Origin of the sequence: Chromohalobacter sp. 11-W (genome assembly GCF_029889905.1) — a bacterium.
Lineage (GTDB): Bacteria > Pseudomonadota > Gammaproteobacteria > Pseudomonadales > Halomonadaceae > Chromohalobacter.
Map to the genome: position 1 here is coordinate 16,996 of NZ_JARANZ010000004.1, position 21,140 is coordinate 38,135.

Below are 21,140 nucleotides of genomic sequence, written 5' to 3' on the forward strand. Positions count from 1 at the left end.
AACGCCTCGCGAATGTTCTTGGCGTGGCGAACGCGCTTAGCAACGCTAGCCGCAGCCTTGTCCGCCGTTATTTTGCTAAGCTGTGTGTCTGTCATCCTGGCTGCTGCCCAGTCTTTTCACCCGACAAGGATTTCCCCATGCCGAATGTGTTGTCTCTTCTCGAGGAGGTTGCGTCGCCGAGCATCGGGCTTGGCTGCATGAACTTGTCCCATGGCTATGGGACGCCGGTGCCGGAAGCCGAGGGTGTGCGGGCGTTGCAGGCGGCGTTCGAGATGGGCTATCGCCATTTCGACACCGCGACGCTTTACGGGGCGACGGCGAACGAGTCGCTGGTGGGCAAGGCGCTCGAAGGGCGGCGCGATCAGTTGATGCTGGCCAGCAAGTGCGGCATGGCGATTGACCCGGCGCTGGGCCGCAAGGTGATCGACGGGCGCCCCGAAACGCTGCGTCGCCAGTGCGAGGCGAGCTTGCAGCGCTTGCGTACCGACCGGTTGGATCTCTATTACTTGCATCGCATGGATCGCCAGGTGCCCATCGAGGAGAGCGTCGGGGCGCTGGGACGGCTGGTCGAGGAGGGCAAGCTGCGTGCGGTGGGCTTGTCTGAGATCTCTGCCGAGACGCTACGCCGTGCCCACGCCGAGTATCCGGTGGCGGCGGTGCAGTCGGAATATTCGTTGTGGACGCGCAATCCCGAGATCGCCTTGCTCTCGGCATGTCGCGAACTGGGCTCCACGCTGGTGGCGTTCAGCCCGCTGGGTCGGGGCTTTCTGGCGGATGCGGTGCCGGACACGGCGCGTCTGGAAGAAAGCGATATGCGGCGCGGTATGCCCCGTTTCAGCGATGAGCATTATCCGCACAATCAGCGTCTGTTGGCGGATTTCACCGCGCTGGCCGCTGAGCTTGAGATCACGCCAGGGCAGTTAGCGCTGGCGTGGGTGAAGGCGCAGGGCACCGATATCGTGCCCATTCCCGGCACGCGTGATGTCGCGCACATGCGCGAGAACCTGGCAGCGGAGACATTGCGATTGGATGCCGACTCGCTCGAAAAGTTGAACGCGATGATGACGCCCGATCAAGTGCGCGGCGGACGCTACAGCGATGCCCAGCAGGCGGATATCGATACCGAGGAATTTGCCTGATGCCGAGGCGTCCCACGCGCCGTCTTTAGCGCACAGGTCGTGTCGGTAATATCTGACAGGCAAACGACCGTCCAGGTTTTAGTATAAAAGTGCGGCAAGGGAAACGCCGTGCAAACACCCGGCCAGGATGGCCGGGGTTTTTATTATCCCCCTCCGTGCTGCGTTTCTATCCCTCTCTTCCCAGCACCGTTGATCAAGACGTGAAAGTGATCATGAAGCGAAAGTGATCAAGAAGCGAAAGTGTCATGTGACGTCATGCCCATTTCGCGCTCGAGGCGTCGTGTCACATCGCTGGGCGAGCCGGTGTGCCGTGCCAGAAGATCGTAGGCCACGGGCACGACGAGGAGCGTGAACAGCGTCGCGGCGGCCACGCCACTGAAGATGACCGTGCCGATGACCAGGCGTGTTTCGGCGCCGGGGCCGCTGGCGAGAATCAACGGCACGGCGCCGGCCATGGTGGTCACAGCGGTCATCAGGATCGGGCGTAGGCGCGTCACCGAGGCGTCGATCAGGGCGTCGCGGAAGGCGCGCCCTTCGTCGCGGAGCTGATTGGCGAACTCGACGATGAGGATGCCGTTCTTGGCGGCGAGCCCGACCAACATCACCATGCCTACCTGGCTGTAGATGTTCAGCGACTGACCGGTCAGCCATAGGCCGAGCAGGGCGCCGCTGATCGCCAGGGGGACGGTCAGCATGATGACCAGCGGATGCACGAAGCTCTCGAACTGCGCCGCGAGCACTAGGAAGACCACCAGCAGGCCCATGAGCATCAGGAAGGCGGTAGCGCCACTGGCTTCCTGATAGTCTCGCGACGGGCCCTTGTAATCGATCATGGCGTCGGCGGGTAGTTCCTCGTCGGCGATGGCGTTGAGATATCCCAGCGCCTCGCCCATGGAAGTGCCGTCCTCGAGATTGGCTTCCAGGGTGATCGCGCGGACGCGATTGAAGCGGTTGAGCTCGCTGGCATCGGCATAGTTGCTGAGAGTGACCAGGCTCGCCAGTGGAATCAATTCGCCGCTGCGCTCGGAGCGCACCTGGATGTTGTCCAGTGCACTGGGGCTGCGCTGCGTGTCGCGCTCGCCTTCGAGCATCACGTCGTATTCCTCGCCGTCATCCACGTAGCTGGTCACACTGCGCCCACCGAGTAGCGTTTGCAGGGTGCGGCCGATGGTGTCGACGGTCACGCCGAGGGCGGCGGCGCGCTGGTAGTCGATCTCGATACGCAGTTGGGGCTGGGTTTCCTTGTAGTCGCTCTCCACGGCGGTGAGTCCCGAATCGTCCTCGCGAATGCGCTCGAACAGGCGGTCGCGCCAGGCAACCAGCGATTCGTAAGTGCCGCCGCCGATCACGAATTGCACCGGTTTCTGAATGCGCCCGCCGAAGCCTTGTCGCATCACCGGGGCGGCCTCGACCCCGGGGAGGTCCGCGAGGCGCTGCCGCACGTCGGCCATGATGTCCCAGGCCGAACGTCGCTCCCCCCAATCCGAGAGACTGACAATCACCATGCCGTCGTTGAAGTTCTCGATATTGCCGTAGCCGCGCGGTGCGCGTACCGAGATGTTGCGGATCTCGCCTTCGTCGACCAGTGGCAGCAGGCGCGCTTCTATCTCGTCCATGTAGTCCTGCATGTAGTCGAAGGTGGCACCTTCGGGGCCGTTGACGAGGATGAAGAAATTACCGCGATCCTCCTTCGGGGTGTACTCGTTGGGTAGCTCGGTGAACAGCCAGGCCGTGGCGCCCAGCAGTGCGACGAATACGACCAGGCACAGCCAGCGCACGCCTAACAGAGTAAAGAGTACGTAGCGATAAAGGCGCTGGGTGGCGTCGAGCAAGGTATGTACGGCATGGCTGATGCGGCTTTCGTGCATCCGCGGGTCGAGGATCTTGGAGCACATCATGGGGGCCAGCGACAGCGCCAGCAGGCAGGAGATCGCCACGGCGGCGGCCAGGGTCAACGCGAATTCGGAAAACAAGCGCCCGATATCGCCGCGCAGAAAGCTCAATGGCACGAACACCGCGATCAGCACCAAGGTGGTAGCGATGACCGCGAAGCCGATCTGGCGTGTGCCATGAAAGGCGGCCACCAGCGGTGTTTCACCATAGAGCTGCATGCGGCGGTGGACGTTTTCGAGTACCACGATGGCGTCGTCGACGACCAGGCCGATGGCCAGCACCAGGGCGAGCAACGTGAGCAGGTTGAGCGTGAAGCCGAAGGCGTTCAGGGCGATGAAGGTACCAATGATCGAGATCGGTACGGTGACCGCGGGCACCAGCGTTGTCCGCACATTGCCCAGAAACAGGAAGATCACGATGACGACCAGCCCCATGGCAATGAACAGCGTGGCGACGACTTCCTTCAGGGCGCCGGAGACGAACACCGAGGAGTCGAAGTTGAGGCGTAGTTGCATGCCGTCGGGCAACGTCGGTTGCAGACGTTCCATCTCTGCCTTGACGCCCTGGGAGACTTCGAGAATGTTGGCGGTTGATTGTTTCATGACGCCCAGGCCGACCATGGGCACGCCGTTGCCGCGAAACAGTGAACGCTCTTCCACCGAGCCCACTTCGACACGCGCCACGTCGCTCAGTCGCGTGAGATAGCCGTCATTGCCCTGGTCGATGACCAGGTCGCGAAAGTCCTCGGCGGTCTCGAAGCTGCGCGGCAGTCGCAGGGTGAACTGGCGCGAGTCGGACTCCAGAAAGCCTGCCGGGAGTTCGACGTTTTCGGCGCGCAATGCGCCTTCCACATCGCTGACGGTCAGGTCGCGGGCGGCCAGTGCATTGCGCTTCAACCACACCCGCATGGCGTATTCTTTGCCACCGCCGACGCGTACGCGCGAAACGCCGGTTTGCGTGGAGAAACGGTCGACCAGGTAGCGATTGGCGTAATCGGTCAGTTCGGGTACCGAGTAGCCTTCAGCCGTGAGGCTCAGCCACATGATGACGTCGTCGCTGCTATCGGATTTTTCCACTTCCGGTGGGTCGGCTTCCTCGGGCAGGTTATCGCTGACCCCGGACACCCGGTCACGAATATCATTGGCCGCCGCTTCGATGTCGCGGTCGAGGTTGAAGGTGATGTCGATCTCCGATTCGCCATCGCTGCTGGTCGACTCGATGAGATCGATGCCTTCGATGCCGGCAATGCGGTCTTCGATCACCTGGGTAATGCGCGTTTCCACGACATTCGCCGACGCGCCCGGGTAGTTCGTCTCGACGCTGACCACCGGTGGGTCGATGGCGGGGTATTCCTGCACCGGCAAGCGTTCGAGCGCGAGGATGCCGAAGGCGATCAACAACAGGGCGAAGACGGTCGCTAGCACCGGGCGCTGAATGGCGGTATCGGAAAGGCGCATCAGCCGTCTTCTCCGTCACGTTCTTGCTCGCCGCGTACCTCGCCGTCGCGCGCGGTCTCGAGGATTTCGCTGATGGTGCGGCTGCCATCGTCGAGCGCCAGGATATCCACGTGATCGCCATCGCGTACCTTGTTCATGCCATGGCTGACGACCCAGTCGCCCGGCGCGAGGCCGTCGAGGATTTCGACGTTCCCGGCGCGGCGTTTGCCGATCTCCACTTGGTGGCGTTGGATGCGGTTGTCCGCATCCCGGAGGATGCGCATGACGTATTGGCGGTCGCCGCTGGGCACCAGGACGGACTCCGGCACTACCAGTGTCTGGCGTGGATTGCGTTCTAGCGTGACCACCATCAGCATGCCAGGGCGCAGCATGCGCTCGGGGTTTGGCAGGCGCGCGCGTACGCTGACGCTGCGCGAGACGGGGTCGATACGCGTGCCGATGCTGGTCACCTCGCCACGAAAGGTGCGTTGGGGATAGCTGGGAGTGGTGGCGCTGAGCGAAAGCCCTGGTGTGAGCATGTCGAGTACCGTCGCGGGAACGGTGAAATCGAGTTTCATGTAATCGAGCTTGTCGAGCGTTACTAGCTCGGTGCCGGGCGTGACCAGTGCCCCGACGCTGAGATTGCGCTGACCGACGGTGCCGTCGAACGGCGCGCGCAAGCGGTGATCGGCGAGGCGTGATTGGATCTCGTCGATTTGGGCGTCGACCTGGGCAAGTTGGGCCTGGGCATCCTCGAAGTTGGCGCGGGTACCGACGTTGCGGTCTTGCAATTGCCGGGCGCGTCGCACGGCGTTTTCGCGTTCTTGACGCAATGCGCGGGCGGCGCGCAGTTCGGCCTGTTCTGCGCTATCGTCGAGGCGAATCAGTAACTCGCCCTCGGCGACGCGCTGGGCGTCATCGAAATTGAGTTCGGCCACGGTCTCGGTCACGGTTGCGGAAAGCGTCACGCTCTCGTCGGCACGCAGCGTGCCCAGTGCTTCCAGCGGATCGCTCCACGTGGCGGTGGAGGCCTTCACGGCGATGACCTGCGTGCGGTCGGTGTCTTCCTGTGCCTGAGCGCCTGTCAGTGCCAGCAGGCTCAATGCCGCCAGCCCGAGAGTGTACCGACCGAGTGCGCTCACGGCCGGGAGAGGAAATACGGGCATAGTGTCTCGTTATTATGCTACTCGTTGACGATGAGCGCGGGCACGCCCCTGCGTGGTGCTGACCCTGTGACACCGGATAATACGCGCCCGGGAGACTGTCGTTGTATCCGACCTGGACGCTGGATAAAAGTACGTATTGGCTCACAAGGCATCATGCACGCTTTTTTCACGTTTGGCGCGGCCGGTCACGACGTTGCGTTCAACGCGATAGGCGGGTGCAGAGTCCGTGCTCGTCGCTTTCTCGGATAACGCTTAGAATGTTCGCCTTTGCCAGCAATGAGACGCGACGATGGCGCAAACCTATGACGTAGTGGTGATCGGTGCCGGCGCGGCGGGACTGATGTGTGCACTGACCGCTGGTTACGAGGGGCGGCGTGTGTTGGTGCTCGACCATGCCAACAAGGCGGGCAAGAAGATATTGATGTCCGGGGGCGGGCGCTGCAATTTCACCAACCTGGCGACGGGGCCGGAGCATTTCTTTTCCGCCAACCCGCATTTCTGCATCTCTGCGCTCAAGCGCTATACGCCGGGCCATTTCGTCGAGCTCGTCGAGCGCCATGGCATCGAGCATGTCGAGAAGGCGCCGGGGCAGCTCTTCTGTGCCGATTCGGCCAAGCAAGTGGTGTCCATGTTGCTCACCGAATGCGAATGGGCCGGGGCGGAGGTGCGCCTCAAGACGCGTATCACCTCCCTCGAACGACGCGGCGAGGGCATGCGTCTCGAGACCTCGGGTGGCGTCATCGATGCCGGTGCGGTGGTCATCGCCACCGGCGGATTGTCGATTCCCACCATGGGGGCCACCGGTTTCGGCTATGACATCGCCCGTCAGTTTGGCTTGGGCGTCACGGAGATGCGCGCCGCGCTGGTGCCGTTCACGCTGACCTCGCAATGGCGAGAAAGAGCCGCGTCGCTGGCGGGGGTGAGTTGCCCGGTGACGGCCGAGGTCGGCGAAGGGCGTTATCGTGAACCCATGCTGTTCACGCATCGCGGTGTCTCGGGGCCGGCTATGCTGCAGGCCTCCAGCCATTGGCAGCCGGGCATGGCATTGTCCATCGACTTGCTGCCGGATATCGACGTTGCCGGGGAACTGGCCAGCATGCGTCATGAAGCGCCCAAGCGGCATGTGTCCACGTGGCTGGGTGAGTGGCTTCCCAAGCGCCTGGCGCAGGCCTGGTGCGAATGGCAAGGGGTGACGGAACAGCCGCTGGGAGCGCTTTCCAACCGTGAGGTGGCGCGCCTGGAGGGTGAACTAAAACGCTGGCAGCTCAAACCCGCCGGGACCGAGGGTTGGCGGACCGCCGAGGTGACGCTGGGAGGCGTCGAGACGCAGGCGATTTCTTCCAAGACCTTTGCCGTGGAAGGGCTGCCGGCGCTGCGTTTCATCGGCGAGGCGTTGGATGTCACCGGTCAGTTGGGCGGCTTCAACTTTCAATGGGCTTGGGCCTCGGGCGTGGCTTGCGGACAGGCTCTGTAATAAGAGGCAAAAAACAAGAGGAGGCGTCCATGCTGCAACGCGCATCGCAAGCGCTCTGGCAGGCCATAGGCCAGTGGCTCCCTTCCCGTCGTGCCAAGAAAGCAACGCGGGAGCGATTACCGGTCGTCGTTTGCGGGTTGGAATACGCGCATTACCGACTGCTGACGCATTTCGCACGCTCGACACGCTATAGGGCGCTGGCGGTGGTCGACGACTACCCCTGGCATCACGGCACGCAAGTGGAAGGCGTACGTGTCTACTATCCCAGTGAGGTGCCGTCATTGGTGGAACGTCATGGCGTGGCGGCGGTGGTTTATTGCCATGCGGACGAGCTGGCCGTCTTCGCCGATGCAACGCGTGAGCGGCTGACGACATGGGGCGTACCCTATGTACGCCTGTCGCCGGACGAAGAGGATATCGATGCCGAGCTGACGCGCCGGCTGACACTTTGAATATGAAAAAGCCCCCGAGCGGGGGCTTCATGCCCATAGCATGGGGCTAACGGCGTACGAGGTGATACAAGGCGCGGGCTCGATTGAACAATAAGAAGGTCGAAAGTCCGCGACGCATCCAGGCGCGTGTGGACCTCGGCCGTCGCACGCCCTGCGCCGCGAGCAGACCGAAGCCGCCGAGCAAAGGCGCACGCCACTGCATCAAGCGCTGCCAGCCATGATCGATAGGCGCCGTGGCATCGCGCCAGTCATGCAATGCATGCCCCATATCGAGACGCTGCTGCAGGATGCGGGTCTCGAGATATTCGAGTTCCGCAGCGCGTTCACGACGATTCACGAGAGCCTCCCAACGCTTGGCGGTCTTGTTCCAAATGACTCAAGGTGGACTGCATCAAGCGCCGACGTTTGGCGATGCGCTTGGCACCGAACGCAAAGCATGCGGTGATGATGAACAGTACAGCCGCGCAAACACCAATGGCTAGCAGGCGATGATCTTCCCAATACAGAACCACCAGCATTAAAAGCAACATGCCGAGGGCGAAAGAGAAAGTGATCAGCGCTGCGCCCGCCAGCAATAGCAGGCTGAGCATACGATCGCGTTCGGCTTCCAACTCGAGCACGGCGAGACGCAAACGCGTCTCGCCTGTGGCGATCATATTGGAAAGCAGACGGCGCGCCGAGGTGATGACGCGCTCCGCCGGTCCCTGGCGATCCGCCATTAGCGACGCCCGATGAGCAAGCCAATGACGACCCCGACACCAGCGCCGATGCCGATGCTGGTCCAGGGATTGTCACGCACGTAACGATCGCAGCAATCCATCTGGTCGCGTGCGCTTTCGTAGAATTTTTCGCCGCGTGCTTCGAGCTTGGCGCGCGTTTCGCTCAGACGCTGTTGAGCACGCTCGCGTGCCTCGGTGATGTGGCCGCGGGAATCGTCAGCTGTCGCCTTGACCAGTTCTTCAACGGTCTGTGACAGGTGGCGCAGGTCATCCTTGAGCTGCTCGGTGGAAGCTTCGCTTTCGCGGTGGCCGCCGGTAGGCTGCATGGTCATGGTGTCTTCCTCTGACAGGTTAATGGCGTCTTCAGCATAGCAGGCCAAGCAGGCGTATCAACAGCCCTTCCTGGCCTGCATCGTTACTCTAGACCAGGAATGCCGGCCAGGAAGGTGTTGATGCTGAAACCGAGCCCTATGCGGCGGTTGCTGTGGTCGTAGTCGATCAGGCTTTCGCCATAGCCGTGATAATACTGAACGTAACCGCGCACCTTACCGAATAGCGGGAACGAGTAGTCCAACTGGGCGCCGTAATGGTCCTTGCCGGGATTGCCGCGCATCAGCAGGGAAATTTCCTGATCGCCAAAAGCGCGCACCATGGTGATGTCGCCATAGCCGATGTAGTCCTCAAGGTCGGGATTGTCGTCGTCTTTTTCGTTCTCGGGAACTCGCCAGTGGGGCGCGACGCTCACCGCCCACTCGCCGCGTTGGAACACCATATCGGCGTAGACACGATTCCAGCTACGCGACAACGGGTCGGAGCGGCCGTTGGACTGGTGAGCGAAGCCGATGCGATTGATGGTATTGGTCCAGCCTAGGGCACTCATACGGTTATCGAAGCTGATGAAAGCCTCGGGTTCGTAGTTGGTCTCGCGAAAGGGGGCCGACGCTTCGGAATTGTAGGCTTGCCACCAGCTTCGCTGGGTGTAGGCGAAGTACACATCGCCGTTATCGTCGAACAGATCTTCGATCAGGTTGACCTTGAAACTCAACTGGTACTTGACCTCGGCGCTATCGGCGTTGGCCGCATCGCTGACCTGGCGGAAGCGGTCTTGATCCGGATTGGCGTTGTAGGCCCACGGCAATAGATAATTGCGCCGATACGTGGTCACCGCCAGAGGGTTGCGCGACGACTCGCGTTCCAGCTCGCGACGTTTGTCGGCGCGGGTTTCTACGTTCTGCACCTTGCGTTCTTCGGGCGTGGCGTCGGCCTCTGTGGTCGTGGCGTCGTCGGCCAATGTTTCACGCAGTTCGTGAAGCTCCGCTTCCAGTGACTGGACGCGTGCTTCAATGGCCTCGCGCTCGCTGTCGCTCAGGGTGGCGGCGGCCTGCGCAGGAGCGGACAGCACGAGCGTGAGCAACATGAGAATCGGCAAGCAGGGGCGTGGTGACTCCATGTCATTTAGTACCTTGTCGATGGCTAGCATTGGTCATCGTGAATGTTTCTATCACGCTGGTGTTAGAACGCAAATATCCGCACAAGATTGCCATGTGCGTGTCACGCACCGACAATCGGCGCAACGCATGGGGACGAGGACAGAGCATGTCGTGTCGACGCTGGCATCATTTATTCGCTTGGCAATGCTGGCCTGGGCGGCATGGGCGTGCGCATGCCATGTGGCGTGTCAGCCATTGTATCGTATATGTGGCGATTTGCCTGCTGTGGGCGATTGGCGACGCCTCGGCGCAGTCGGCATTACCTGAACATGACGCGCTGACGACGCGCCTGGATCGACTGCAGTCCATTGAGCAGCCCAATAGCGGCCAGCGCGCGGCCATAGACGATACCCGCGCGACGCTGGAGGCGCTGAAAGAGCTCGACACGGTCGACGCTAAACTCGACGCGCTCGAGCAGCGTGCACAGAACGCGCCTCAGGAATCGCAATCCTTGACGCAACAGCTGCAGCGTCTGGAAAAGGCGTCGGCGTCACCGAGTGAGCGCGATCTTGGCGATTTATCGCTGGACGAGTTGCGCGAGCGCACCGGCGATGCCCTAGAACAGCTCGAGACGCTGCAAAGCCGTCTGGCGGACGTCAACGCCCAGTTGATCAGTGCCCAGACCCTGCCCGAGCGCGCCCAGACGGCGATCGCCGAAGCTCGAGAACGTGCCGATACGCGCCAGTCGCAACTTGCCGATCTGGACGACGTCGAAGAATCAAACGAGGTGGAGCTGGCCAAACGCGACCGCTACCGGGTCGAGCAGACATTGGCTGAGCACCGCGCGCGGTGGCATCAGAGCGAGCTTTCTCACAACACTCGGCTGCGCGAGTTGGCAATGCAGCAGCGCGATGTGTTGGAAAAGCGCATCGCGCTCCAGGAAGACCAATTGTCGGCGTTACAGTCTGCGCTGGACCGGGAGCGACGTGAGCAGTCGGAGAAGGCTATCGCCGATGTCGGCCGTGACGATGCCGAGGCCATCGCTTCTCATCCCGTGTTGACCAAGGTTCAGCAGGTCAATCGTGATCTGAGCGATGAGTTGCTGGAGGTGACCGACCGTGCTAACGACCTGGTGCGTGAGGGTATCGAAACGCGTACCCAACTTGACCGTGTACGTCAGGTCCAGCGCACGCTCAACGAACAAATCGACGCGATTCGCGGCAGCCTGTTGCTGTCGCGCATTCTCCGTGAGCAGCGTGAGTCGTTACCCGAGGTGGATGAGCTAGGCGGTTTGCAGGATGAGATCGCCGACCTGCGTCTGCGTCAGTTCGATCTATCGCAGCAACGCGATGTTCTGCGTCGCCCCCAGCAACTCGCTGATAAAAGCCTGGCCGACGCGGATATCGACGACGCCTCGGGCCTGCGCGAGGCGTTGATCAAGCTATTCGAGTCGCGCCGTAAGTTGCTCGATCAGCTCGACGAGGAATACGGCAATCTGCTGACGATTGCCATCAACCAGCAGCTCAATCAGCAGCAGTTGCTGGAGATCAGCGGCGCGCTGCGCGCGACCATTGAAGAGCAGCTGTTTTGGGTGGCCAACGGACGGCCTCTCGACTGGACATGGCTGCGGCAATTTCCACGCACGCTGTGGCAAGCCATGACGCAGGGCGACTGGCGTTCGACGTTGGTGTCCGCCTGGCAGCGCCCCGATGCTGAGGCGTTTGCCATGATACCGCTGTGGCTGCTTTCCGCTGGACTGTTGCTGTTGCGGCGTCGTATCAAGGCGTCGCTACTCCGGCTTCACGAGGAAATCGGGCGTCTCAAGCGCGATACTCAGATGCATACGCCCCGGGCGATTGCGCTCAACGCATTACTCGCCGCGCATGGTCCCTTGTCGTTGGCGGCCGTCGGCGGCGTGCTCAACTTGGGCGGTCATGGGTTTGCCGTCATGTTGGGCGCCGCGCTGTTGCAGTTAGCGCTGGCATGGGGCGTCGTCGCCTGGTCGCGACGCTTGCTGGTCGCCGATGGTGTGGCGGCGCGTCACTTTCATTGGTCGCCGCAATACGTGTTGCGCTTGCGGCACTTGTTGTTGTGGCTGGGCATCGCGTTGATTCCGGTCATTTTGATCAGCAACGTCGCGCCCTACAGCGATGTGCGTCTGGCGGAGCAGCCGTTGTCGCTGCTGTTGCTGCTGCTGGGGCTGGTGACGATGACCGTCGTATTGGTGCGTCTGATCCTCGCGCATGTGCCGTTTTTCGGCCTCAAACTCTTCCGTCTGCTGCTGGGCTTGGCGTTGTCGGTCGTGCCTTTGATACTCGCGGGCCTGATCGTCATGGGGTTCGAGTACACCGCGCTCAGTTTGGTCGGACGTTTTATCACCTCGCTCTATATTCTCGGGTTGTGGATTCTTGTTGAAGCGGCGGTCGTTCGCGGGTTGGCGGTCGCGGCACGGCGACTGGCTTATCGGCGCGCGGTGGCGCGTCGCCGTGCGCAGGCCAAGGAGGACACCGAAAGCGGACTCGAGGTGATCGAAGAGCCACCGCTGGACATGGAGCAGGTCAACCAGCAGTCGCTGCGCCTGTCCAAGCTGATTCTGTTTCTGGGTTTTACCTTGCTGCTTTACGTGGTGTGGGCGGATTTGCTGAGCGTGTTGTCTTATCTCGATAACGTCACCGTGTGGCAGATCGAGCGCGGCCAGGGCGAGGCGATGACCACCAGCCCGATCACCGTGGCCGATGTACTCACGGCGCTGGTGCTGGTCGCGTTGACCTTGATGATGGCGCGCAACCTGCCCGGGCTTCTGGAGGTCATGGTACTTTCGCGCTTGAGCCTCAAGCAGGGCAGTGCCTATGCCATTTCCTCGCTGTTGTCCTACACCATCGTGGGCACCGGGGTCGTGGTGTCGTTGGGAACGCTCGGGGTGTCGTGGGACAAGCTGCAATGGCTGGTCGCTGCGCTGGGCGTGGGGCTGGGCTTCGGGCTACAAGAAATCTTCGCCAACTTCATTTCGGGGCTGATCATCCTGTTCGAACGCCCGGTGCGTATCGGCGATACCATCACCCTAGGGAACTTGCACGGGACGGTCAGCCGTATCCGCATTCGCGCCACTACGGTGACGGATTTCGACCGCAAGGAAATCATCATTCCCAACAAGACCTTCGTCACCGATCAACTGATCAACTGGTCGCTTTCCGACAACATCACGCGGGTGGTGCTGACCTATGGTGTCTCGCACGGCTCCGACCTGGAGCAGGTGCATCGCCTGATGCGCCAGGCCGCCGAGGAAAATCCACGCGTGCTGCGGGAGCCCGAGCCGCAGATATTTTGCCTCGAATACGGCGCGACGGCGTTCAGCTTCGAGTTGCGGATCTTCGTCAATGACTTGATGGATCGCCTTTATGCCAGCGATGAAATCAATCGACGCCTCGATGCCTTGTTCTACGAGCACGGCATTCGCATTGCGTTCAATCAGATGGATGTCTGGCTGCATGATGCGTCGGGGCGGCAGGCCTGGGTAAGTTCGCAGCCCCAGGCGGATGCCCCATTGGGTGGCGAGGTGTCGACATCGAGGCCGGCGCGACGCGATGGAATCGAGGATGTCGATACCGGTCGCAGCCCCGGCGGAGACGGTACGACTGGCAGCGATGAATGAGGGGAAGGGCAGCCGTCAGATACTCTTGACCGCATGCAGCAGGAACTCGCGGTTACCATCGCCGCCGCGTAGCGGGCTTTCCTGCCAGTGGCGGATCTCGAAGCCGGCGTCGGCGCAACTCTCGCGGATGCGAGCTTCCACCGCCGCGTAAAGAGCCGGATCGCGGACGATGCCGTGGGCGTCGACCTTGTGGGGACCGACCTCGAATTGCGGCTTGACCAGTGATACCAGGTGCGCGCCGGAGGATAGCACGGCGGCGAGCTGGGGCAGGATCAAGGTCTGCGAGATGAAGGAAACGTCCATGACCGCCACGTGCAGTCCTTCCGGCGCCAGGGCAGCGAGCCGTTCTTGGGGAAGCGCGCGGGCGTTGACGCCTTCCAGGCAGATAACGCGCTCATCCTCGCGCAGCGATGCGTCGAGCTGATCGCGCCCGACCTCGATACCCACCACGCGCATGGCACCGTAGCACAGGGCGCAATCCGTGAAACCGCCGGTGGATTGCCCCACGTCGAGTACCGTCATGCCTTCGAGGCGAAGTCCCAGCGTGTCGAGCACGGCCTCCAGCTTGAGGCCGGCGCGCGAGACGTAGCGTTCCTCCGGGTCGTCGGCGAGCTGGAAACGGCTGTCGTCGGCGACTTTCTCGCCGGGCTTGGTCAGCGTGCGCGGAGGGTCCGTCGAGACCAGCGTGACGCGCCCATGACGGATCAGACGCTGGGCCCGCGTGCGTGAGCGTGCCCAGCCCTGGGCGACGAGAAGTTGGTCGAGACGTTGCATGCCCACACCGCTGGAGGAGTTGATAAAAAGGCGTCGCTAAAACGCCGCGCAGTATAGCGCGAGGCCGCGTGACGTTCATGCGGTCACGGTCCGCTGTCGCTGAGTCGCGTGTACTCACGCTGCCAACGCTCGAGCAGCGAGTGGCGCTTGAGGGTGTCGAGCGTGGCCAGCAGGCTGGGATCGATGGCGATCGGGTGAAGGGCATCGCCAAGGGTCTTGCGTAAGTCACGGGCAGTGCCTTCGCCTTCGAGTGCAGTGTGTACCGCCCCGAGGGGCGTATTGTCGCGGATCACCTGTTGGCCTTGACGACTGAGAAGGTAATTGACGAAGCGCTCGGCGGTCTCGGGGTGGGGCGCGCGCTTGGGAATCAGCACCAGGCGCTGTGTCACCAGGGCATAATCGCTGGGAATGACCATTTCCAGTTGCGGGTGATCGGCCACGAAATCGCGCGCATAAGAACCCAGCAAGTTATAGCCGACGGCGTAGCGTCCGTCGGCCAGACCGTCGAGCATTTCGCCGGTGGTATCGGCCAGCGCCGCTTTCACGCCGCCCAAGGCGGCCACCAGTTCCCAGTAGCGCGGTGACATGTGCGCGTCTTCGGTGGCATAGGTATAGCCGGCGCCGCTGCGCCAGGGATCGTAAGTCACCACGCGGCCTGTTAGGCGCTGGCGTTCGTGGGTGAGCAAGCGCAGCAAGGCTTCGTGGCTATCCGGTGGTGTGGCGCCCTCGAGGGCATCGCGTCGATAGACGATGACTACGGGCTCGAAGGTGAAGCCGAACAATTCGTGGCGCCAGCGAGACGCCTGGGGCCACTGCCTGGCTGCGGAGGTGGTCAACGCCTGTGCATGGCCTCGGTTGGCGAGTTGGTATTGCCAGGGCATCGCCGAGGACATCACCACATCGGCGGAAGCCTCGTCTTCCGCCAGGAAGCGCCGGTACAACGTGAGCGTGGTCAGGTTGCGGTAGGTGAGGTCGATATCGGGATAGCGCGCATGAAAGTCGGCAAGTAGCGGGGCCATCAGATCATTGTCCAGCGCGCCGTAAATTTCCAGTGGCTGCGCGGTGGCCTCGTGGGCGGCGGCGTAACGCAGCACATGGGCGTCGTCGGCCAGCGCCATGGCCGATAGCATCAAGCCGGTGAGGGCGACGACCCAGTGCGCGAGTAAGCGACATGGCGTGGTCATGGTGTTGAGTCCTCGGTGAAATGCAAGCGCACGCGCAAGCCCTGAGATTCGGCATTCGGGCGTGCCGGCACCAGGGTGAGTCTGGCGGCATGGGCGCGAGCGATACCGTCGACGATCGCCAGGCCAAGCCCCGAGCCTTGGCCGCCTTCCATGCCCCGATGAAAGGGGCGTAGCACCAGCAGGCGTTGCGCCTCGGGGATGCCGGGGCCGTTATCCTCGACCTCGAGACGCGTCGGGGCCTCGCCGACGCGTACCGTAATACGCGATGCGCCGTAGCGGCTGGCGTTATCGATCAAGTTGGCCAGAGCCTCGGCGAGCTGCCATTGAACTGCACGCTGGATGACGGCATGTGACGGTGTCTCGACGCCCAGGTCGATCCCTGCGCGATGACAGCTCGACAGGGCGTCGCGTACGGCTTGCCGTGCGATGTCGCAAAGATCGATGTCGCGGGCTTCCGGCATCGACTCGGGATTGTTGAGGCGCGTCAGGGAAAGCAGTTGTGACGCAAGGCGCGCGGTCTTGTCGGCACTACCGCGCATGACGCCGAGTGCATCGTGCCAGGCGCGGGGATCGTCCTGGCGCAGGGCAAGCTCGGCGCGTGCCGAAAGCCCCGCTAGTGGGGTGCGCAATTGGTGTGAGGCGTCGCCGATGAAACGTTCCTGGTTGGCGCGCACACGGCGCATGCGCGCCAGCAGGTCGTTGAGGGTCTCACGTAGTTCGGCGAGCTCGCGGGGGAGCGTCAGGTCGAGCGGTGCCAGGGTGCGCGGGTCGCGGGCGCGGATCGCCCGGCGTAACTGGGTCAGGGGCATCAACGCCATGCGTACCCCGAGCAGCACTACGCCAATGGCCAACATCGCCATGGCAATCAAACGCAGCATGCTGCCCTGGAACAGCGTCTGCGTCAGTGCCTCGCGGCCTTCGCGGGTATGCGCCACGCGGACCTCGAAAGGCTGGCGGTCGCGCCACCCTTCGAGTTGAGAGCGCCGCACACCGAGGCGCAGTGCCATATCGTGCCACTGGATGTTGGTGAAGCGCATGTTGCCTTGGCCGTCATCGATGCGCGGTAGCTCGGCATTGCCGCTGATGAAGTTGTCATGGGCATCGTAGAGGGCATAGAAAACGCGTTCTTCGGCGTTCGAGGCCAGCATTTTCAGGGCCGCCGGGGGCAGATCCATCCACAGCTGGCCTTGCTGGCGCTTGACCTGCTCGGCGATGGAGAGCGAGGCCGACTCGAGCAGGCGATCGAACGCCCGGTCGGCGGTATCGCGCGAGGCCAGATAGGCCTGAACGAGCATCAAGGTCCCCAGGGCCAGCATGGGCACCAGCAGCCAGATCAGCAGTCGCCGGTAGAGGCTGGGGGAGTTGACCGGTGGGCTCACGCGTCGCTCTCCAACAGATAACCCAGCCCCCTCACGGTGCGCAGTGTCAGCGACGAGCCGGCAAGACGCCGCCGTAAGCGGTGGATATAGACCTCGATGGCATTGTCACCGAGCGTTTCCTCGGCGAAGACCTGCTCGAGCAGGTGGGCTTTTTCCACCGCTTCGCCGGCATGGCGCATCAGGTAAGCCAGCAGGCGCTGCTCGCGAGGCGGCAGCTCGAGCGTGACATCATCCAGAGTAAAGCGTTGCGTCAGGGTGTCGAAATGCAGCGCTCCGACATGCAACTGTGTGCCGTCGTCGTGCTGACGCCGACGCAAGAGGGCGCGCACCCGGGCTTCCAGTTCGTCCAAGGCGAAGGGCTTGGCCAGGTAGTCGTCGGCGCCCAGGTCGAGCCCTTTGACGCGATCTTCGATGGCGCCGCGTGCGGTTAAGATCAAGACCGGCGTGTCGCGATCATGGCGTCGCATGGCATCGAGTATCTCGAGGCCACCACGGCCTGGCAGGTTGAGATCGAGCAGGACCAAGGCGTGGCCATGGTCGGGAGCGGCGAGGCGCGTAAAGGCGGCGTCGCCGTCCTCGAGGGCGTCGACTTGGTAGCCCGCCAAGCTCAGGACGTCGTACAACGTACTGGCCAGCAGGGCATCGTCCTCGACCAGCAACAGGGGGGCGGTGGTCTCGGGCGTCATGACGGATAGTCCTGCAATGCGCGGTGGCTTAGTACTGTCGCGGCCTCTTGCAGGGCGCGTCGCGCGTCGCGGGCGGACAAGCGTCCCTTGGGGCCGGAAAGGCTCAACCAGTACGCGGTGTCGGGGACCGCTTGGCAGATCATCGTCCCGCCCGGCAAGGCCAAAGTGGGATCACTGTCCTGCCACTGCCAGCGGTAGCCAGGGCGCAACGCATGGCGTAGATCCGTGTCCGGCAAGGCGCTCAAGCGGCATTCCATCTGGCCTTCCTCACATGACAGCAGCGCGGCGGTTTCTCCTGTGTCGCGGCATAAACGTTCGAGAACCGGCATCACCAAGCTGGCCAACTGACGCGAGGGCGCATGCCGACGGGCCAGGCGCGCCGGCGTAGCCCCCAGGCGGTAGCGCCCGCGTGCATCGCGCTGCACGTAATCGTAACGCTCCAGCGAGCCGAGCAAGCGTAAAAGCGTGCTTTTATAGAGTGTGGTTGCCTCGGCCAGCTCGGCCAAGGACAGGCTTTCATGCTGCGTGTCGAAGGCTTCCATGACGGATAGTGCACGTTCGACAGCCTCTACCCGGTCTTGCGCCATGGCGGGTCTCCCAAGGTGTTTGTGTGCCGCAATGGCGATATTCAACTTTAGTCTTGAACGGCGGTGCGAGCGTTGACGCTCGCGCATGACACGCCTAGTTTTCTGCTCAAGGGAACGTTGTTCTGCCTTACAGAACTGTAAGGTAAGTGTCAGGTTGCCTGCAACCCATTTCAATTCTCGCAAAGGGGATAACAACAATGGCTTTCAAAACGCCGCTCAAAATCATCATGGCGGCCGCGCTGACACTGGGTGCCAGTACGGCCATGGCCTTCGAACCGTCCGGCAAGGTCGAGTGCATCGCGCCTTCTGACCCGGGCGGCGGCTGGGACTTCACGTGCCGTAGCATTGGCAATGTACTCGAGGATCTCGACCTCGTGCCGCGCAGCGTGCAGACCATCAATATGGCGGGCGCCGGCGGTGGGGTTGCCTATGCACACACCGTGAGCAAGCGTGCCGGAGACGAGCAGTTGCTGGTCGCTGCCTCGACGGCTACCACCACACGCTTGGCGCAGGGCCAGTTTCAGGGCCTGGATGCTGACATGGTCAATTGGATCGGCGCGCTGGGGGCCGATTATGGCGTCATCGCGGTCAGCAAGGATTCCAAATACGAAAACCTCAATGAGCTGATGGATGCCCTCAAGGACGACCCGCGCGCGGTGAAGTTCGCCGGTGGTAGTGCCAAGGGCGGCTGGGACCATCTCAAGGTGCTGATCGCGGCGAAAGCGGCCGACGTCGGCAAGCTGCCGAAGATCCCCTATCTCTCGTACAACAATGGGGGCGAGGCGCTGACGCAGGTGGTGGGTGGCCACGTGGACGCGTTTACCGGTGATATTTCCGAGGCGAAAGGCTTTATGGAATCCGGTGATCTGCGCATCCTGGCCGTGCTCTCGGAAGAGCGCCTGCCCGGCGAATTCAGCGACATTCCTACCGCACGTGAGCAGGGTATCGATGCGCTGGGCCCCAACTGGCGTGGTTTCTACATGCCAGCGGATATTTCCGATGACGCCCGTGAGTACTGGATCGATGCGATGGACACCGTCTACGCAAGCGACGAATGGAAAGAACTCATGAAGAAAAACGGATTGATGCCGTTCCACAAGAGCGCCGATGAGTTCAACGAATTCGTGAAAAAGCAGATCCAGGATATCCAAGAGCTCTCCAAGGAAATCGGACTGGTTAAATGAAATGCAATGACCGCGTCTTCGGTCTACTGATGCTCGTCCTGGCCGTCGCGTACGGCTGGGGCGCCACTCAGTTTCCCGAACCATTCGGAGGAGGCGAGGCCATTGGGCCCGAGACCTTCCCCCTCTTGCTGGCCGTGGTGCTCGCGCTAAGTAGTTTGTATCTGATCGTCAAACCCGATCCGGGATCAAAATGGCCACCGATGCGAACGGGGCTGGAACTGCTGATCGCCGTGGTGGTGTTGATCGCCTATGTGCTGTTGCTTCAGCCCTTGGGCTTCATCATCACCACGACCCTAGCCGTCGGCACCTTGTGCTGGCGCATGGGCGCGGCGCCCATTCGCGCCTACGTCACGGGGCTGATCGCGGGCATCGTGGTGTATTTTCTGTTTACGATCGGCCTTGATTTGTCCCTGCCGCTGGGCGTGCTGAGTGTACTGGAGGGAAGCTGATGGAAACCCTGGGCTATCTGATTGATGGGTTTGGCGTCGCGTTAGCGCCGCACAACCTGATGTTTGCCTTGATCGGGGCCTTTCTGGGGACCTTGATCGGGGCCTTGCCGGGGTTGGGACCCGCCAATGGCGTGGCCATCCTGATCCCGCTGGCCTTCACGCTGGGCCTGCCACCGGAAACCGCGCTGATCATGCTGACCTCCGTTTATGCCGGGGCCATGTATGGCGGGCGCATCTCGTCGATACTGCTCAATATTCCTGGCGATGAGCCGGCGATGATGACCTGTCTCGACGGTTACCCGATGGCCCAGAAAGGCAAGGCCGCCGAAGCGCTGGCGATCTCGGCGATTGCCTCCTTCATGGGGAGCTTGATCGCCACTATTGGCCTTATCTTGCTGGCGCCGTTGCTGGCCAAGTTCGCGTTGACGTTTGGGCCTGCGGAGTATTTCGCGTTGTTTGTGCTGGCCTTCGCGACTCTGGGCGGGATTACGGGCAAGAATCCCGTCAAGACGATCCTGGCCGCGGCTATCGGGTTGATGATCGCGACGGTGGGTATCGACAGCACCGGGACCCAGCGCTATACCTTCGGGGTGCTGGAGCTTTACGAGGGCGTCGACTTCATCATCGCCATCGTTGGCTTGTTCGCGATTTCTGAGTTGCTGTTCTTCATCGAAAGCCGTGCTGGCGGTGGTAAAGGGCCGATGAAGGTCAACAAGCTCTCGCTGTCCTGGAAAGAGATCGGTTCCATCTTCCCGACCACGCTGCGTGGCGGTGTGCTGGGCTTCATCTCCGGTGTGCTACCGGGGGCCGGCGCCTCGCTGGGTAGCTTCATCAGCTATACCCTCGAAAAGAAAATTCTGGGCAGCAAAGGACGTTTCGGCGAGGGTGATCCGCGCGGTGTTGCGGCACCTGAGGCGGGTAACAACGGGGCATCCTCCGGCGCCTTGGTACCCATGCTCACGCTCGGCGTGCCGGGAAGTGGCACGACGGCAGTGCTGCTGGCGCTGCTGATCTCGATGAATATCACTCCCGGGCCGATGATGTTCACCCAGAATGCCGATATCGTCTGGGGGGTCATCGCCGCCTTGTTGGTGGGTAACTTCCTGCTGTTGTTGCTCAACATTCCGCTGGTAGGCATCTTCGTCAAGCTGCTCTCGGTGCCGCCCAAGTATTTGCTGCCGATCGTCACGATGGTGGCCTTCGTGGGCATCTACTCGATCAGCAATTCCGCCTTCGATCTCTATTTCATGGTGGCCTTCGGCGTGGCGGGCTATATCCTGCGTAAGCTGGAGATCCCGCTGGTGCCGATTATCCTGGGCTTGTTGCTGGGGCCGGAAATGGAAAAGAACCTCGGCCATGCGCTAACCCTCTCCAATGGCGACTGGAGCGTGCTCTGGAGTAGCGGACTGTCGATCACGTTGTGGGCGCTGGCCATCATCGGGCTGGTGTTGCCCGTAGTCGTGGGGCCGATCCTGCGGCGTCGCATGCGTGCCGCGCAGGATAACGTCGAGTAACTCGATCCCCGGCGTTCGATCA

18 protein-coding genes are annotated in these 21,140 nt (G+C 62.2%); 7 read left to right on the forward strand and 11 right to left on the reverse strand.

Annotated features, from left to right (window positions below; all coding sequences use genetic code 11):
• Nucleotides 1–137 precede the first annotated feature (137 nt).
• The gene (locus OP494_RS06785; protein ID WP_280539999.1) at nucleotides 138–1,139 is read left to right on the forward strand and encodes an aldo/keto reductase; all 1,002 of its coding nucleotides are present in this window, start codon (nucleotides 138–140) and stop codon (nucleotides 1,137–1,139) included.
• Nucleotides 1,140–1,366: 227 nt separating this feature from the next.
• On the opposite strand, the gene OP494_RS06790 is transcribed toward OP494_RS06785, so the two are convergent.
• Both OP494_RS06790 and OP494_RS06795 read right to left on the reverse strand, forming a co-directional pair.
• Nucleotides 1,367–4,489, reverse strand: coding sequence for an efflux RND transporter permease subunit (locus tag OP494_RS06790; protein WP_280540001.1), 3,123 nt, complete (start codon nucleotides 4,487–4,489; stop codon nucleotides 1,367–1,369).
• A complete protein-coding gene (locus OP494_RS06795) occupies nucleotides 4,489–5,634 on the reverse strand; it encodes an efflux RND transporter periplasmic adaptor subunit (RefSeq protein ID WP_280540003.1) in 1,146 nt (381 codons plus the stop codon). The genes OP494_RS06790 and OP494_RS06795 overlap by 1 nt, the downstream gene beginning before the upstream one ends.
• 289 nt (nucleotides 5,635–5,923) lie before the next feature.
• On the opposite strand from OP494_RS06795, the gene OP494_RS06800 reads away from it, so the two are divergent.
• Together OP494_RS06800 and OP494_RS06805 are read left to right on the forward strand one after the other, a co-directional pair.
• Nucleotides 5,924–7,108, forward strand: a complete 1,185-nt coding sequence (locus OP494_RS06800) for an NAD(P)/FAD-dependent oxidoreductase (RefSeq protein ID WP_280540004.1) — start codon at nucleotides 5,924–5,926, stop codon at nucleotides 7,106–7,108.
• 29 nt (nucleotides 7,109–7,137) lie between these two features.
• Entirely contained in the window at nucleotides 7,138–7,560 is a 423-nt protein-coding gene (locus OP494_RS06805; RefSeq protein WP_280540006.1) for a hypothetical protein, read from the forward strand.
• Between the two features lie 46 nt (nucleotides 7,561–7,606).
• Here the strand turns inward: OP494_RS06805 and OP494_RS06810 are convergent, their stop codons facing one another.
• The 4 genes from OP494_RS06810 to OP494_RS06825 form a co-directional block, all read right to left on the reverse strand.
• Nucleotides 7,607–7,897, reverse strand: coding sequence for a YqjK-like family protein (locus OP494_RS06810; protein ID WP_246939257.1), 291 nt, complete (start codon nucleotides 7,895–7,897; stop codon nucleotides 7,607–7,609).
• Nucleotides 7,884–8,279 carry a phage holin family protein gene (locus tag OP494_RS06815; RefSeq protein WP_280540007.1) on the reverse strand — a complete coding sequence of 132 codons (396 nt, stop codon included), beginning with the start codon at nucleotides 8,277–8,279 and terminating at the stop codon, nucleotides 7,884–7,886. The genes OP494_RS06810 and OP494_RS06815 overlap by 14 nt, the downstream gene beginning before the upstream one ends.
• Complete coding sequence (locus tag OP494_RS06820; RefSeq protein WP_082021365.1) at nucleotides 8,279–8,611, reverse strand: YqjD family protein; 333 nt, start codon at nucleotides 8,609–8,611, stop codon at nucleotides 8,279–8,281. The genes OP494_RS06815 and OP494_RS06820 overlap by 1 nt, the downstream gene beginning before the upstream one ends.
• Nucleotides 8,612–8,694: 83 nt before the next feature.
• A complete protein-coding gene (locus tag OP494_RS06825) occupies nucleotides 8,695–9,759 on the reverse strand; it encodes a phospholipase A (RefSeq protein WP_280540011.1) in 1,065 nt (354 codons plus the stop codon).
• Nucleotides 9,760–9,875: 116 nt separating this feature from the next.
• On the opposite strand from OP494_RS06825, the gene mscK reads away from it, so the two are divergent.
• The gene (gene mscK, locus OP494_RS06830) at nucleotides 9,876–13,361 is read left to right on the forward strand and encodes a mechanosensitive channel MscK (RefSeq protein WP_280540013.1); all 3,486 of its coding nucleotides are present in this window, start codon (nucleotides 9,876–9,878) and stop codon (nucleotides 13,359–13,361) included.
• A 15-nt stretch (nucleotides 13,362–13,376) separates the two neighbouring features.
• Here the strand turns inward: mscK and OP494_RS06835 are convergent, their stop codons facing one another.
• From OP494_RS06835 to OP494_RS06855, 5 genes are all read right to left on the reverse strand, one after another.
• Complete coding sequence (locus OP494_RS06835; protein WP_280540016.1) at nucleotides 13,377–14,135, reverse strand: TlyA family RNA methyltransferase; 759 nt, start codon at nucleotides 14,133–14,135, stop codon at nucleotides 13,377–13,379.
• A gap of 83 nt (nucleotides 14,136–14,218) precedes the next feature.
• Complete coding sequence (locus OP494_RS06840; RefSeq protein WP_280540017.1) at nucleotides 14,219–15,319, reverse strand: ABC transporter substrate-binding protein; 1,101 nt, start codon at nucleotides 15,317–15,319, stop codon at nucleotides 14,219–14,221.
• Nucleotides 15,316–16,698, reverse strand: a complete 1,383-nt coding sequence (locus tag OP494_RS06845; protein ID WP_280540018.1) for a sensor histidine kinase — start codon at nucleotides 16,696–16,698, stop codon at nucleotides 15,316–15,318. The genes OP494_RS06840 and OP494_RS06845 overlap by 4 nt, the downstream gene beginning before the upstream one ends.
• Complete coding sequence (locus tag OP494_RS06850) at nucleotides 16,695–17,384, reverse strand: response regulator transcription factor (RefSeq protein ID WP_280540019.1); 690 nt, start codon at nucleotides 17,382–17,384, stop codon at nucleotides 16,695–16,697. The genes OP494_RS06845 and OP494_RS06850 overlap by 4 nt, the downstream gene beginning before the upstream one ends.
• Nucleotides 17,381–17,971 carry a helix-turn-helix domain-containing protein gene (locus OP494_RS06855; protein ID WP_280540021.1) on the reverse strand — a complete coding sequence of 197 codons (591 nt, stop codon included), beginning with the start codon at nucleotides 17,969–17,971 and terminating at the stop codon, nucleotides 17,381–17,383. The genes OP494_RS06850 and OP494_RS06855 overlap by 4 nt, the downstream gene beginning before the upstream one ends.
• Before the next feature lie 197 nt (nucleotides 17,972–18,168).
• On the opposite strand from OP494_RS06855, the gene OP494_RS06860 reads away from it, so the two are divergent.
• Genes OP494_RS06860 through OP494_RS06870 form a run of 3 tightly spaced genes read left to right on the forward strand, consistent with a single transcriptional unit; the run spans nucleotide 18,169 to nucleotide 21,118 of the window.
• Nucleotides 18,169–19,155: a tripartite tricarboxylate transporter substrate-binding protein gene (locus OP494_RS06860; RefSeq protein ID WP_280540023.1), complete on the forward strand. Its 987-nt coding sequence runs from the start codon at nucleotides 18,169–18,171 to the stop codon at nucleotides 19,153–19,155.
• Entirely contained in the window at nucleotides 19,152–19,604 is a 453-nt protein-coding gene (locus OP494_RS06865) for a tripartite tricarboxylate transporter TctB family protein (protein ID WP_280540025.1), read from the forward strand. Before OP494_RS06860 ends, OP494_RS06865 begins: the two co-directional genes overlap by 4 nt.
• Nucleotides 19,604–21,118 carry a tripartite tricarboxylate transporter permease gene (locus OP494_RS06870; protein ID WP_280540027.1) on the forward strand — a complete coding sequence of 505 codons (1,515 nt, stop codon included), beginning with the start codon at nucleotides 19,604–19,606 and terminating at the stop codon, nucleotides 21,116–21,118. Before OP494_RS06865 ends, OP494_RS06870 begins: the two co-directional genes overlap by 1 nt.
• The last annotated feature ends 22 nt before the right edge of the window (nucleotides 21,119–21,140 follow it).

Coding starts and splice junctions, on each gene's coding strand:
- OP494_RS06785 (WP_280539999.1), top strand. CDS start 138: ATGCCGAATGTGTTGTCTCTTCTCGAGGAGGTTGCGTCGCCGAGCATC.
- OP494_RS06790 (WP_280540001.1), bottom strand. CDS start 4,489: ATGCGCCTTTCCGATACCGCCATTCAGCGCCCGGTGCTAGCGACCGTC.
- OP494_RS06795 (WP_280540003.1), bottom strand. CDS start 5,634: ATGCCCGTATTTCCTCTCCCGGCCGTGAGCGCACTCGGTCGGTACACT.
- OP494_RS06800 (WP_280540004.1), top strand. CDS start 5,924: ATGGCGCAAACCTATGACGTAGTGGTGATCGGTGCCGGCGCGGCGGGA.
- OP494_RS06805 (WP_280540006.1), top strand. CDS start 7,138: ATGCTGCAACGCGCATCGCAAGCGCTCTGGCAGGCCATAGGCCAGTGG.
- OP494_RS06815 (WP_280540007.1), bottom strand. CDS start 8,279: ATGGCGGATCGCCAGGGACCGGCGGAGCGCGTCATCACCTCGGCGCGC.
- OP494_RS06820 (WP_082021365.1), bottom strand. CDS start 8,611: ATGACCATGCAGCCTACCGGCGGCCACCGCGAAAGCGAAGCTTCCACC.
- OP494_RS06825 (WP_280540011.1), bottom strand. CDS start 9,759: ATGCTAGCCATCGACAAGGTACTAAATGACATGGAGTCACCACGCCCC.
- mscK (WP_280540013.1), top strand. CDS start 9,876: ATGTCGTGTCGACGCTGGCATCATTTATTCGCTTGGCAATGCTGGCCT.
- OP494_RS06835 (WP_280540016.1), bottom strand. CDS start 14,135: ATGCAACGTCTCGACCAACTTCTCGTCGCCCAGGGCTGGGCACGCTCA.
- OP494_RS06840 (WP_280540017.1), bottom strand. CDS start 15,319: ATGACCACGCCATGTCGCTTACTCGCGCACTGGGTCGTCGCCCTCACC.
- OP494_RS06850 (WP_280540019.1), bottom strand. CDS start 17,384: ATGACGCCCGAGACCACCGCCCCCCTGTTGCTGGTCGAGGACGATGCC.
- OP494_RS06855 (WP_280540021.1), bottom strand. CDS start 17,971: ATGGCGCAAGACCGGGTAGAGGCTGTCGAACGTGCACTATCCGTCATG.
- OP494_RS06860 (WP_280540023.1), top strand. CDS start 18,169: ATGGCTTTCAAAACGCCGCTCAAAATCATCATGGCGGCCGCGCTGACA.
- OP494_RS06865 (WP_280540025.1), top strand. CDS start 19,152: ATGAAATGCAATGACCGCGTCTTCGGTCTACTGATGCTCGTCCTGGCC.
- OP494_RS06870 (WP_280540027.1), top strand. CDS start 19,604: ATGGAAACCCTGGGCTATCTGATTGATGGGTTTGGCGTCGCGTTAGCG.